Source organism: Pseudomonas sp. FEN (genome assembly GCF_904067045.1).
Lineage (GTDB): Bacteria > Pseudomonadota > Gammaproteobacteria > Pseudomonadales > Pseudomonadaceae > Aquipseudomonas.
This window is the reverse complement of sequence record NZ_CAJFDC010000012.1, coordinates 66,808-79,906: the sequence shown is the minus strand read 5'-3', so window position 1 is coordinate 79,906 and position 13,099 is coordinate 66,808. Positions and strand designations below refer to the sequence as shown.

Sequence of the window (13,099 nt, the reverse complement as noted above, 5' to 3'; positions counted from 1 at the left end):
CATGAACCCAACAGCCACCAGCGTCCTCGAACCGGGGGCGCGGAACCCGGGAGAGGGCGAGCCCTCACAGTTCCTGACGTTCACCTCGGCCAGGGAGACCTACGCCATCGATACCTTGTGCGTGCGCGAGATCATCGAGTACGGCCAGGTCACCCAGGTGCCGATGATGCCGGACTTTATCCGCGGGGTGATCAACCTGCGCGGCTCGGTGGTACCGGTGATCGATCTGCAGGCGCGCTTCAGCAGAGGCACCACGCAACAGGGCATTCGCACCTGCATCGTGATCCTTGAGGTGTTCCAGGATGGCGATTCGCAGGTGCTGGGTATCGTCGTCGACTCGGTCAGCGAAGTGATCGAGATCGACTTGGCCGACATCAAGCCGGCCCCGGTGATTGGCAACCGGATCCGCGGGGATTTCATTCGCGGCATGGTCAGGGTCCGGGGAGAGTTCCTGACCTTGCTGCAAGTCGACCAGGTGCTCTGCGTCAGCGAAATCGCCGGCCAACTGCACTGAGTGCTGTTGTCGGGCACCGGGCAAGCGGGTGCCTCTGTCCAATCTTGAGAAGGGAACGGCCGTTCACGGCCGGCCCCGGGGAGTGAGCCATGTCTGAATCCATTACGCTTCTGCGACCGCCACGGGAGGCGGTACCGACCCAATACCTGACATTCAGCCTGGGGCAGGAGATGTTTGCCGTCGATACCTTGAGTGTCCGGGAGATTGTCGAGTATGGCCCGATCACCGCGCTGCCGCTGGCGCCGCCGAGCATCCGTGGGGTGACCAACCTGCGTGGCGCGGCGATTCCGGTGCTGGATCTGGGACTGCGTTTTGGCGGCAGCCTGACGCAGCAGAGTCCGCGCACCTGCATCGTCATGCTGGAAACCCGCGGGGCGGGCAGCTCCGGTCTGGTGGGCATCATTGTCGATGCGGTCAGCGAGGTGCTGGAGATCACCGCGGATCAGATCGAGCCCGCACCGGCCCTCAATGGCCGCCTCAGCCCGGCGTTCATATTGGGCATTGGCAAGCTCAACAGCGGCTTTGTCCTGCTGCTGGACATCGAGCAGATTCTCAGCGCCGACGACTGGTCGGCGTTGCAACCCCAGGGTGCGCTGGCACAAGGACTGGCCTCATGAATGTGATTCTCTCGGACAATGAGTTCCAGCAGTTTCGCACGATGATTCGTGAGATCGCCGGCATCAGCATGTCCGACGCGAAGAAGCAATTGATCAGCGGTCGCCTGGCCAAGCGCCTGCAGTTTTTCAAACTGACCAACTATGGCAGCTATTATCGCCTGCTGATGAAGGACAAGGCCGAGCTGCAGATGGCCGTGGATCTGTTGACCACCAACGAGACCTATTTTTTTCGCGAGCCGCGGCATTTCGAATTTCTCAAGGAGACGATTCTCCCCGAGTTGCGCGGCCATGGCGCGGTGCGGGTCTGGAGTGGCGCCTGTTCCACGGGTGAAGAACCCTACACCCTGGCCATGGTCCTGGCCGACAGCCTGGGCACGCGGCCGTGGGAGATCGTTGCTTCGGATATCAGCTCGCGCGTGCTCGACAAGGCCCGTACCGGACGCTATCCGCTGGATGCCATCAAGGGCATCCCCGAGGCGCTGTTGAACAAGTACTGCCTCAAAGGCGTCGGCAGCAACTCCGGGATTTTCATGGTCGATCCGGGACTGGCGTCGCGGATCGAGTTCAGTCCGATCAACCTGAACAACCCGATACCGGCGGTGGGTCAGTTCGATGTGATTTTCCTGCGCAACGTGATGATCTATTTCGACAACCAGACCAAGTCCCAGGTGGTGCAGCGTTTGCTCAAGCACCTCAAGCCCGGTGGTTACTTCGTCATTAGCCATTCGGAGAGCCTGAATGGAATTACCGATGATGTGCAGTTGGTCAAACCGTCAATCTACCGCAAGCCCGCGGTCTGAGATGTCTGGAGTGGTGGAGCATTTCCTGCAGCCGGGCGAAGTGGTCTTTGGCGGCCGGCAACTGCGCTTGCGTACCTTGCTGGGGTCCTGCGTGGCGCTGGTGCTCTGGCATCCGCAGCGGTTGCTGGGGGGAATGTGTCATTACATGTTGCCGTTGCGTCACGGGCGGGATTCGGGCGACCTCAATGGTCGTTACGCCGCCGACGCGCTGGCGCTGTTGTTCACCTTCATCCGCCAGGCCGAGGCGCGGCCCGAGCAGTTCGTCGTCAGCGTCTTTGGTGGCGGCGACATGTTTCCCAGTGCCCGGCGGCATGGCGGGGTCGGCATCGGCGAGCTGAATGTGCATGCCGCCCGGCGTTTGATCAAGGCCCATGGCCTGCGTTGCGACGTGTATCACGTGGGCGGCCAGGGCTATCGCAGCCTGGTGTTCGATGTCGCCAGCGGGAGCCTGCAACTCAACCATACCGACTCGGCCGCAGGTCGGGTCGAGCCCCCGAGGAGCCGCGCAAGATGACGGATATCAAGGTATTGATTGTCGACGACTCGGCGGTGGTACGTCAGGTATTGAGCGCGACCCTGGGCCAGGCCAGTGGTATTGAAATCATCGGTGTCGCGGCCGATCCGGTGTTCGCCATGGAAAAGATGAGCAAGCAGTGGCCGGATGTGATCGTGCTGGACGTGGAGATGCCGCGCATGGACGGTATCACCTTCCTGAAAAAGCTCATGGCCGAACGTCCGACACCGGTGGTGATTTGCTCGACCCTGACCGAGAAGGGCGCCAAGACCACCTTGCAGGCCCTGGCGGCGGGGGCGGTGAGTATCGTCACCAAACCCCAATCCAACCTGCGCCAGTTCCTGAGCGAGAGTGCCGATGAGCTGATACATGCGGTCAAGGCCGCAGCCAGGGCCAATATGAAACGGGTCCTGGGCTCCCAGGGCGTTGCCGCAGTGGCGCCCAAGCTCACCGCTGATGCCATCCTGCCAGCGGGCAGCACGGCCATGCTACGCACCACCGAGAGCATTGTTGCCCTGGGCACTTCCACCGGTGGCACCCAGGCCCTGGAGCAGGTGCTGCGGGTGTTGCCGCGGGTTTGCCCGGGTATTGTCATCGTCCAGCACATGCCGGAAAAATTTACCGCCGCCTTTGCCGAACGCCTCAATCAGGTCTGCGAGATCGAAGTCCGTGAGGCCCGACACGGCGACCGGGTGATGCCGGGGCGCGCCTTGATCGCCCCGGGAGGCCAGCACATGCTGCTCAAGCGCAATGGTGCGCAGTATCAGGTGGATATCGTCGAAGGTCCGCCCGTCAGCCGGCACCGGCCTTCGGTCGATGTGCTGTTCCGCTCGGTCGCGCGGGGTGCCGGCAGCAATGCGCTGGGCATCATCATGACCGGGATGGGCGATGACGGTGCCCGGGGGTTGAAGGAGATGCGCGATGCCGGTGCCAGGACCCTCGGCCAGGACGAGGCCTCTTGCGTGGTTTACGGCATGCCGCGGGAGGCGTTCAAGCTGGGGGCGGTGGAGCGGGAGTTGCCGCTGGAGCAGATCGCCGGGGCGATCCTCGGTATCTGCGGGCACGCTCGCTGAGGCCGCGGAGCCGGCTCAGAGCAGTCCCTGGTTGAGGGCATAACGCACCAGGTCGGTGCTGGTGGTGAAGCACATCTTCTCCATCAAGCGGGTCTTGTGGGTGCTTACGGTCTTGTTGCTGATCACCAGTTGCTCGGCGATCTGATTGACGCTCAGGCCCTGTGCCAACATGCGCAGGATCTGGAATTCCCGTGCTGAAAGTGCTTGCGACGGGCTTTCGGGAGACAGGCCGCTGCTCTGCAGGGCGATCTGTTCGGCCAGTTCCGGGTCAAGATAGCGACCACCACCACTGACCTTGCGGATGGCGGCGAGCAGGGTCTCCGGGTCGTGGTCCTTGGTCATGTAGCCCGAGGCCCCGGCGCGGAGTGCCCGTTGGGCGATATGGGCTTCGTTGTGCATGCTCAGGATCAGGATCGGCAGCTTCGGATAATGGGCGTGGATACGTCCGATCAGGTCCTCGCCGCTGCTACCGGGCATGGTCATGTCGAGCAGCAATAGGTCGATTTCGGTGTGGCGCAACAGCTCCAGGACCTGGGCGCCGTTTTCCGCCTCGGCCACCACGGAAAAATCCTTGACCAGGGCAAACAGCTGCTTGAGGCCTTCGCGCATTATTCTGTGGTCGTCGGCCACCATCAGTCGGATCATGAGTCGTGCCTCCTTGAGTCGGGTACCTTCAACTGCACGCTGGTGCCGCCGCCGATCCTGCTGGAAATATGGGTGGTGCCCCCCAGGGTCAGGCCGCGTTCGCGCATGCCCAGCAGCCCGAGGGTTTTGCCGGACAACCCCCGCTGTTCGAAACCCTTGCCGTTGTCGGTGATCTCCAGTGACCAGCCACTGGCGGTTTTTTCGAGCGTTACGCTGACGTGGCTGGCCTCGGCATGACGGGCGATATTGGTCAGCGATTCCTGGGCGATCCGAAACGCCGCGGTAGCGGCGGCATCCTCCAGTTGTACCGGCTGCCGGGGGAGCTGCAAGTCGCAGGCAATGCCCCATTGTTGCCTGAACGTATCGGTCAGCCACTCCAGGGCGGCCACCAGCCCCATGTTGAGGATCGACGGGCGCAGGCTGGTGGAGATGTTCCGCACCACCTGGACCGTCTGATCGATCAGTTGCAGCAGCCGTGTGACCTGTTCACTGAGCTGCGGTACTTGCTCGCCGTACTGAAAGCGCAACAGCGAAGTGCCCATGCGGATCGCTGTCAGGTGTTGCCCCAATTCGTCATGAATTTCCTGGGCGATCAGCTTGCGCTCCTCTTCCCGGGCACTTTCCCGGCTGGACATCAGTTGCCGGAGTTGATTGTTCAGCGCGGCCAGGCGTTGCTCGGCCACCCGCAGTTTGGAAATATCGCGGACCACCGCCAGTACGGTGCCGATGCGCCCCTGGACGTTTTGTTCAGGAACCAGGCTGATGTGGTAGACCCGTTGCTGGCGTTGCTGGCCACTGAGCACATACTCGTGCTCCAGGGGCTGGCCGGTTTCCACCGCTTCGAGCAGCGCCTCCTGGAACAGCTGGCTTTGCAGGTTGCGTGGCAGGATTTGCAGCAGGCGTTTGTGCAGCAACCTGGCCTTGGGCCGGTCCAGCCAGCGTTCCAGCGCCGGATTGATGAACAGCAGCTTGCCTGACGGACTCAAACGCGCAATACCATCCGGTGAGTTTTCCACCAGGGTGCCGATTTCTTGCTGGCGGGCCCGCTCGTTACGCTGGATTTCCCGCAGGTCGGTGATGTCTCGGGCAATGCACACCATTCGGTGCAGCCGGCCGTTGGCGTCGGCCACCGGCACCAGGTTGAAATGGATAAAGAACGAGCGCTCGCCGCAGGGCAGGTGCGCATCGAGCTCGATGGGGGCACCGACCGCGATGCAGTGTTGGCAGATCGCCTCGACCACTTGCGCGGCTTCGCTCGGCAGCCATTGCTCCAGGGCCTGGCCGATCAAGTCCGCATGATTCCTGGCGAGCATCTGGCAGAGCATCGGATTGGCCTCCAGGCAACTGAACCGCTGGTCGGCATCGATGGCCAGCAGGCAGAGCATGTCCTGGGTGTGATCGAAGATTTCGCGATAACGACGCTCGCTTTGCGCGAGGTGGTCCAGGGCGGAACAACGCTCCCAGGCGATGGAGCCGATATGGCTGGCCATCTGCGCATACTTGCGGTCTTGTTCATGCAGTGGGTGTTCGCCGTTGGTAAACAGCACGATGGCCCCCAGTACCTGGCCGCTGCTGTTGACCACGGGCTCCAGCCAGCAGCCCCGATAACCGGCCAGCAGGGCGGGTGTGCTGAAGTTCAGGTGCGCGGCATCGGTCCTCAGGTCGTCGATCAGCCGGCGTTGCTCGAAGAACCCTGGAATGTGGTTCAGGTCCTTGGCCAGGCAGGCCTGGATCGATTGCGGGTCGTCGGGCGGTGGAGGTGGATTGTCGCTGCCGGGCTCGGTCTTGAAGACGATGGCATGGTGAAACTCCGGGGTCAGTACCTCCAGGTAGGTGCTCAACAGCGGCAGCACGGTGCGTAGCGCACCGTCGGTGATCATCACCTGGAAAATCGCCGAGCGTGCATTCTCTGCTCGTTCTTGCTGGCGCAGCGAGCTGACATTCTGGGCCATGACCAGCACCCCGGAGATATCGGCGCTGTCCTCATGCTCCACCGTCAGGCTGCAGAGAAATGCCACGGCGCGCCCGGAGTAAGGGTCCTTGCTTTCCAGCAGTTGGGTGGCGGGGATACCGGTGGACAGGGTGTGTTGCAACTGCGCGCGGAACTCCTCGTCGATCGGTAGAGCGTGGGAGGCCTGGGACGACGTGCGTTCGATGCTGGGAACGTCGGGAAAACCGCGGGTGCGTTCGAACTCGGGGTTGGCATAGATGCGTTGTCCGAGACGGTTGTAGCGCAGGATGATATTGGGCGAGTTCTGTGCCAGGGAACGGTATTTCTGTTCATTGCTCAGCAGCGCCTGGCGCAAGGCCAGGTGCTCACTGATGTCCTCGAACTGGGACACGTAGTAAAGGGCTTCGCCTTTCTGGTCGCGGGCGACGCCGATGGTCAAGCGTGCCCACAGCACGCTGCCGTCCTTGCGCAGGTAACGTTTTTCCAGGGTCAGGCTCGAACGCTGGCCCTGGATCAGCCTGGGGATTTCGTCGCGGCCGGCCTGGAGGTCGTCCGGGTGGGTCAGTTGCTGGAACGAGGTGCCGCGCAGCTCTTCTTCGCTGTAGCCGAGCATCCGACAGAGCATCCGGTTCGCGGCAATCCATTCGCCGCTCAGGCGCAGCAAGGCCAGGCCGGTGCCGGCGGAATTGAAGGCCAGGCGATAATCCTGCTCGGCGGGAGCTGGCGGCAGTGCATCGGTTTCGTCAGCGCCTTGGGTCGGTGCGACGCCTGCTGTGACAGCTGAATCCATTCGCCTTTCTCCCGATTATCCTGCCTGGAGCATAGCGCAAGCATCCGTCAGTATGAACGCCTGTTCGCTCTGGCGACATGGCGCCCCCATCGCCAGCTTGATGCTGGCCGGTGGGCCGGCCGCTTGCGTCACGGCCCGTTTGCCGACGGAAGGACGTCTGGCGGTTTGGACAAATGTTTAAGACATGAACAGATTGATGTCAATATGATGTCATGTAGTTAATCGTGTGTCGTCGAGTCTCTTGATGAAAGTAGCTAAGCTTCGCAGGGGGCATCCGCGCGAATGGATCTGCTGTGCTTTTGCCAAGATCGACAGCGCTCGTAGCGACGGAATACTGGTCATGGGAGTGACGGATTTATGTTCTCCAAAGTAGGCGCTGAAAGTGAGATCGTCATTATCGATGACGTTCCGGTCAACCTCCGGCTGTTGGATTCTTGCTTGCGGGCCTCCGGGCTCAACAACATCAGAACCTTCTCCGACTCCACCGAAGGGCTGGCCTGGCTGCAGGCCAACCCCTGGGACTTATTGTTGCTGGACCTGTATATGCCGGTGCTCGACGGCTTCGAGATTCTGGAACGACTCAAGCAGCGCAGTCGGATCGAGTCGCCCATCATCATCGTGACGGCCCTGAATGATCCGAAGAACCGCCGTAAAGGTTTGGAGCTGGGCGCCAACGACTTCATCAGCAAGCCCATTGATCTGCCGGAAGTACTGCTGCGGGTGCGCAGTTGCCTGGAGCTGGCCCAGACTACCCGCTTGCTGCGCGATGCCAATGGCGATCTGGAACGCAAGGTCGAACGGCGTACGGCTCAACTGGAGGCCGGCTACCAGTCGATCATCAAGAGCCTGGGCCGGGCCGCCAGCTACCGTGACCACGACACGGGCAGTCATATCCGTCGCATTGGCGATTCCGCGGCGATGTTGGCCAAGGCCTGCGGCATGCCCAGGCAATGGTGCGAACTGATCCGGATGGCGGCACCGATGCACGATGTCGGGGAAATCGGCATAGAAGAGGCGATATTGCAAAAGCCCGGGCCGCTGACGGCGCAGGAGCGGGAAGTCATGCAGGAACATCCGCGCATTGGCTATGAACTGTTGCATGACAACAACGGCTCGCCGCTCACCGAGCTGGCGGCGGAGATTGCCCTGGCGCACCACGAACGCTGGGACGGCAGCGGCTACCCCAACCGTTTGCAAGGCGAGGCAATCCCTTTGTCGGGTCGGATCGTGGCGATCTGTGATGTCTATGACGCACTCAGAATGCCACGGCCCTACAAGCAGGTCTGGAGTGTCGAGCGCTCAAGGGAATATCTCTGTGAACAGGCCGGCCGGCATTTTGACCCGCAGCTCGTGGATATTTTTTGCGGCTTGCTTGATGCGGTCGAAGAGCTGGATGTGACGGCTAGACGCGCTCAGTGAGGGGCAGTGATCCCGCCTCGAGTCATGGTTGTGGCTAAGGGATCCGACCAGCGACCTCTTGAGGTGGCCATTCGTCTGTCGCCAGGGGTTATGCTCTAAAGAAAAGAACGCTAGCGCCGACAGTTGTATCGAGCAGGTCTTCATTTTCGATCAGCTACTTGAAAGGGATGAGCGCTGCACGCCTTCACTGCGCAGACAGAGAGGCATTGCGATGATAAGAAAACTCCTGGATACGCTGCGGACCCTCATGTCCGTACCCCGCGACAATCCCAAGCTGCTCCGGGCCCAGTACCGGGCCTTGTCCCGCCAATTGCCGCTGATGTACCTGGTCCTGCTGCTCAATATGTGGGCGCTGGTCTTCACTCACCTGCCCAGCGCGCCCTTGTGGCTGACATTGCACATCCCGCTGGTCATGACGGTGGTCTGTGTGCTGCGCGCCTGCATGTGGTTGCGTAGTGCCAGACGCTTGCCCGACGATACGCAGATCCTGGCATCACTGCGGCGAACCAATCAATTGGTACCTGTTATCGCCGGTGCCTTCACCTGCTGGTCCCTGGCCCTGTATCCCTACGGCGACGCTTATTCTCAGTCTCAGGTCGCCTTTTTCATGGGGATCACGGTGATCGTCTGCATTTTTTGCATGATGCACCTACGCCCCGCGGCGTTGACCGCCACGCTGGTGGTCAACGTCGCGTTCGTGGTGTTTTTCGCCTCGACCCACAATCCGGCCTTTATTGCCACTGCGGTGAATGTCCTGCTGGTGTCGCTGGCCATGCTGATCATCCTGCAGCATCACTATCACGACTTCACCCGCTTGGTGAATGTGCAGGCGCAGACCGAACGGCTGGGCAACGAGAACCTGCGACTGGCCAATCAGGACAGCCTGACCGGGCTGCCCAATCGCCGACAGTTCTTCACCACCCTGGAGAGCGCCATGAACCTGGCGATCGCCGAGCAAAAGCGCCTGGCGGTAGGGATTCTCGATCTCGATGGGTTCAAGCCGGTGAACGATCTCTACGGCCACAGCGTCGGCGACAGGATTCTGATCATGGTGGGGCAGCGCTTGCAGCAGTTGGCCGGGGCAACGGTGCATGTGGCGCGGCTGGGTGGGGATGAGTTCGCCCTGGTGCTCGAAGGCGATCTCAGCGACGAGGATTTGCAGGTCTTCGGCAGGACCGTGTGCGAGCAGTTGCACGTGGAGTTTTTGCTGGTCGATGTGCCGATCCAGATCGGCGCCACCCTGGGCATCGCCACGTTTCCCCATTGCGCCGCCAGTGCCGTGCAGCTATTCGAATACGCCGACTATGCGCTCTATCAAGGCAAACGCCATAACCCCGGTTCGATGTGCCTGTTCTCGGCCAGCCATCGCGAGCAGTTGCATCGCGACGCCATCACCGAGCAGGCGTTGCGCAGGGCGGTGCTGGACAAGGAGTTCTTCGTGCTGTTCCAGCCGATTCTCGACAGTGACAGTGAAACCATTGCCTTCGAGGCCTTGGCCCGCTGGGAAAGCCCGGAGCTGGGCCTGGTTTCCCCGGCGCAGTTCATTCCGATTGCCGAACGCATCGGCCTGATCAATCGCCTCACGTTACCTTTGTTGAGGCAGGCGTTGGGTATGGCGCGGCTCTGGCCTGAAGGCATGCGGCTTTCATTCAATCTGTCGGTCCACGACTGTGGTTCCGCCGAGAGCGTGCAATCGATCATCGATGTAATCAAGGCCAGTGGCTTCAATCCGGCGTGTCTGGACCTGGAAATCACCGAAACCGCGGTCATGCAGGACATTCCCCAGGTGCAATGGGCGATCGGGCGCTTTCGCAAGCTGGGCTGCGGTATCTCGCTGGACGATTTCGGCACGGGCTATTCAAGTCTGAGCCAGCTGCATGCCTTGGCGCTGACGAAATTGAAGATCGATCGCAGTTTTATCACCGGTATTCATCTCAACCCCGCGAGCTACAAGATCGTCAAGTCGCTGGTGACCCTGAGTCTCGACATGGAGCTGGAGTGTGTGGTCGAGGGGGTCGAGACATTCGAGGAACTCCAGGCTCTGCGTAGCCTGGGGTGTACGCAGGTGCAGGGGTTCTTCTTCAGTCGTCCCGTTACGTTCGCCGAAACCCTGGTCTGGTTGGCGCAGGCGGAGGTGCGGCGAGGGCCGTGGGACCCCGAACAGGCGTTGAGTTCAGCCTGAGCTGATCTCGCTGCCTGGCTGCGCCGCCGCACAGTCGCACGGCCTTGGGCGCGCCGCTCAGGGCTGGTCCACCGATCTTTCGCTGTGCGCGGAACTCGCCATTCGAGTGGCCAGGCGGGCTTTGGCGGCTTGTTGGGCGCGGACAATTGCCTTGGCATCCTCACGCTCGAGGAAGCGTGCCATCGATTCGTCGCGCTGGGCCTGCATGCGGGCGATGACCCGGGCACCGCCGCCTTCGGCGAGGGCCGTAACGGGGACGCTCAACAGGGCGATACTCAGCAACACGTTGAAGGGCTTCATGATTAACGTAACCAGATCTCGCTGACTGAATGATCCGCCGCCTTGCGTAGCACCAGGTCGGCCCGCTCGCGGGTCGGCAGGATATTCTCCAACAGGTTGACCCGGTTGATATCCCGCCAGATCTGGCGCGCGGCCTCGGGCGCCTCCTCGGGCGTCAGGTCGGCGAGTTTGCGAAAGTACGCACCGCGGGCGCGGAACGCGGTTTTCTGCAGCATCAGAAAGCGCGCCACGTACCACTGCTCGATGTCTTGTTCATCGGCATCCAGGTACACCGAAAAGTCGAAGAAGTCGGAGACGATGGTCGAGGGCTTCTGCCCGTCGACGCCATCGGTCTGCAGCACGTTGAGGCCTTCGAAGATCAGGATGTCCGGTTGGTCGATCACCTGGTACTGGTCGGGCACGATGTCGTAGCTGACATGGGAGTAGATCGGCGCCTCGATGTTGTGTTCGCCGGCTTTCACGGCCGCGAGGAACTTGACCATGTGCTTGCGATCGTAGCTTTCCGGAAAACCCTTGCGGTGCATGATGCCATCGGCCATCAGCTTGCTGTTGGGGTAAAGGAAACCGTCGGTGGTCACCAGGGCGACATTCGGGTGATCCGGCCAGCGCGCCATCACCGCCTGCAGGACACGGGCAAAGGTGCTCTTGCCGACGGCGACGCTGCCGGCGATGGCTATGATGTAGGGCCCGCGGTGGGTCGGGCGCCCCAGGAAGGTATCGCGGATCCCCGTCAATTGGCGAGCGGCGCCGATATGCAGGTTGATCAGCCGCGACAGGGGCAGATAGACGTTGGCGACATCTTCCAGGGAGACATCTTCGTTCACCCCGCGTAACGCCGACAGATCTTCTTCCGATAGGGTCAACGGCGTGCTGGCACGTAGTTCCGCCCACTCGTTGCGGGTCATTACGAGGTATTCATCGGATCTCATCGGTTGCTATCCAGGCCTCTTCAATGGGCCGATTATCCAACGCTTTGCCCCCGCTTGTCCGAAGATCAGAATAATCTTTTGAATTCATTGGATATTCTGTAGCCTTGCGCGGCTGCAAAGCAGTCCATGCCTGATGGATTCACTTTCCCGGTCCGTACATCGCACCTGATATCCCGTCTCGGAAAGGGGCGGGGGCCGGGGTATACTCGACTTTCGCGCTCTCGCGCTTGCAGGTCTTGCGAACATGACGCAGATTTCCGAACGCCTTCTGGTTCAAGCCCACCTTGATGCCAAGCAACCCAAACCCTTGAGTGCCGCCGAAGAGGCGCGGCTACGCGCGGATATCGCCGCTGAGCTCAAGGCCCGGGACGCAGTGCTGGTGGCTCACTTTTATTGCGATCCGGTGATCCAGGCGTTAGCCGAGGAAACCGGTGGTTGTGTGTCCGACTCCCTGGAGATGGCCCGCTTCGGTGCCGCGCATCCGGCCAAGACCGTGCTGGTGGCGGGCGTGCGCTTCATGGGCGAAACCGCCAAGATCCTCACCCCGGAAAAGCGCATCCTGATGCCGACCCTGGAGGCGACCTGCTCGCTGGACCTGGGCTGCCCGGTGGATGAGTTTTCCGCTTTCTGCGACCAGCACCCCGAGCGCACGGTGGTGGTGTATGCCAACACCTCGGCGGCGGTGAAGGCGCGGGCCGATTGGGTGGTGACGTCCAGTTGCGCGCTGGAGATCGTCGAAAGCCTGATGGACAACGGCGAAAGCATCATCTGGGCGCCGGACAAGCATCTGGGGCGCTACATCCAGAAGGAAACCGGTGCCGATATGTTGCTCTGGGACGGTGCTTGCATCGTCCACGAGGAGTTCAAGTCCAAGCAATTGGAAGACATGAAGGCGCTGTATCCCGAGGCGGCGATCCTGGTGCACCCCGAATCACCGGAGTCGGTGATCGAGCTGGCCGATGCGGTGGGGTCCACCAGCCAGTTGATCGCGGCGGCGCAGCGTCTGCCGAACAAGACCTTTATCGTGGCCACCGACCGCGGCATTTTCTACAAGATGCAGCAGTTGTGCCCGGACAAGGTGTTCATCGAGGCGCCGACCGCCGGTAATGGCGCGGCGTGCCGCAGTTGCGCGCATTGCCCGTGGATGGCCATGAATACCCTGGAGCGTACCTTGCAGTGCCTGCGGGAGGGCAGCAACGAGATCTTCGTCGATCCGGCGGTGATTCCCCGCGCCGTTCGCCCGCTCAAGCGCATGCTGGATTTCACCCAGGCGGCACGTTTGAAACTGGCGGGGAATGCCTGACCGGCATCTGCAGGAGCGAGCCTGCTCGCGATGGGCGTCAACGATAACGCGGGGTACCTGAT

General features: G+C 61.6%; 12 protein-coding genes. 8 read left to right on the top strand and 4 right to left on the bottom strand.

Annotation, left to right across the window (positions count from 1 at the left end; translation table 11 throughout):
• The first annotated feature begins 1 nt into the window (after window position 1).
• The 5 genes from PFEN_RS12525 (at window position 2) to PFEN_RS12505 (ending at window position 3,518) form a co-directional block, all read left to right on the top strand.
• The gene (locus tag PFEN_RS12525) at window positions 2-514 is read left to right on the top strand and encodes a chemotaxis protein CheW (RefSeq protein WP_191487147.1); all 513 of its coding nucleotides are present in this window, start codon (window positions 2-4) and stop codon (window positions 512-514) included.
• An 89-nt stretch (window positions 515-603) separates the two neighbouring features.
• Window positions 604-1,131, top strand: a complete 528-nt coding sequence (locus PFEN_RS12520; protein ID WP_191487146.1) for a chemotaxis protein CheW — start codon at window positions 604-606, stop codon at window positions 1,129-1,131.
• Window positions 1,128-1,931 carry a CheR family methyltransferase gene (locus tag PFEN_RS12515; protein ID WP_191487145.1) on the top strand — a complete coding sequence of 268 codons (804 nt, stop codon included), beginning with the start codon at window positions 1,128-1,130 and terminating at the stop codon, window positions 1,929-1,931. The genes PFEN_RS12520 and PFEN_RS12515 overlap by 4 nt, the downstream gene beginning before the upstream one ends.
• Window position 1,932: 1 nt before the next feature.
• Window positions 1,933-2,445 (top strand): chemotaxis protein CheD, encoded by a 513-nt coding sequence (locus PFEN_RS12510; RefSeq protein WP_191487144.1) that lies wholly within the window; start codon window positions 1,933-1,935, stop codon window positions 2,443-2,445.
• Window positions 2,442-3,518, top strand: coding sequence for a protein-glutamate methylesterase/protein-glutamine glutaminase (locus PFEN_RS12505; RefSeq protein ID WP_191487143.1), 1,077 nt, complete (start codon window positions 2,442-2,444; stop codon window positions 3,516-3,518). The genes PFEN_RS12510 and PFEN_RS12505 overlap by 4 nt, the downstream gene beginning before the upstream one ends.
• A 15-nt stretch (window positions 3,519-3,533) precedes the next feature.
• Here PFEN_RS12505 and PFEN_RS12500 read toward each other — a convergent pair whose 3' ends face one another.
• Together PFEN_RS12500 and PFEN_RS12495 are read right to left on the bottom strand one after the other, a co-directional pair.
• Window positions 3,534-4,163: a response regulator gene (locus PFEN_RS12500; protein WP_191487142.1), complete on the bottom strand. Its 630-nt coding sequence runs from the start codon at window positions 4,161-4,163 to the stop codon at window positions 3,534-3,536.
• Entirely contained in the window at window positions 4,160-6,904 is a 2,745-nt protein-coding gene (locus PFEN_RS12495) for a PAS domain S-box protein (RefSeq protein WP_191487141.1), read from the bottom strand. Before PFEN_RS12495 ends, PFEN_RS12500 begins: the two co-directional genes overlap by 4 nt.
• A 357-nt stretch (window positions 6,905-7,261) precedes the next feature.
• Between PFEN_RS12495 and PFEN_RS12490 the strand changes: the two genes are divergently transcribed.
• Both PFEN_RS12490 and PFEN_RS12485 read left to right on the top strand, forming a co-directional pair.
• Window positions 7,262-8,323 (top strand): HD domain-containing phosphohydrolase, encoded by a 1,062-nt coding sequence (locus PFEN_RS12490; protein WP_191487140.1) that lies wholly within the window; start codon window positions 7,262-7,264, stop codon window positions 8,321-8,323.
• Between the two features lie 211 nt (window positions 8,324-8,534).
• The gene (locus PFEN_RS12485; protein WP_191487139.1) at window positions 8,535-10,505 is read left to right on the top strand and encodes a putative bifunctional diguanylate cyclase/phosphodiesterase; all 1,971 of its coding nucleotides are present in this window, start codon (window positions 8,535-8,537) and stop codon (window positions 10,503-10,505) included.
• A gap of 57 nt (window positions 10,506-10,562) precedes the next feature.
• Here PFEN_RS12485 and PFEN_RS12480 read toward each other — a convergent pair whose 3' ends face one another.
• Both PFEN_RS12480 and coaA read right to left on the bottom strand, forming a co-directional pair.
• Window positions 10,563-10,805 carry a co-regulatory protein PtrA N-terminal domain-containing protein gene (locus PFEN_RS12480; protein WP_191487138.1) on the bottom strand — a complete coding sequence of 81 codons (243 nt, stop codon included), beginning with the start codon at window positions 10,803-10,805 and terminating at the stop codon, window positions 10,563-10,565.
• A gap of 2 nt (window positions 10,806-10,807) precedes the next feature.
• Entirely contained in the window at window positions 10,808-11,734 is a 927-nt protein-coding gene (gene coaA / locus PFEN_RS12475; RefSeq protein WP_191487137.1) for a type I pantothenate kinase, read from the bottom strand.
• A 244-nt stretch (window positions 11,735-11,978) separates the two neighbouring features.
• Between coaA and nadA the strand changes: the two genes are divergently transcribed.
• Window positions 11,979-13,037 carry a quinolinate synthase NadA gene (nadA, locus tag PFEN_RS12470; protein WP_191487136.1) on the top strand — a complete coding sequence of 353 codons (1,059 nt, stop codon included), beginning with the start codon at window positions 11,979-11,981 and terminating at the stop codon, window positions 13,035-13,037.
• Window positions 13,038-13,099 lie beyond the last annotated feature (62 nt).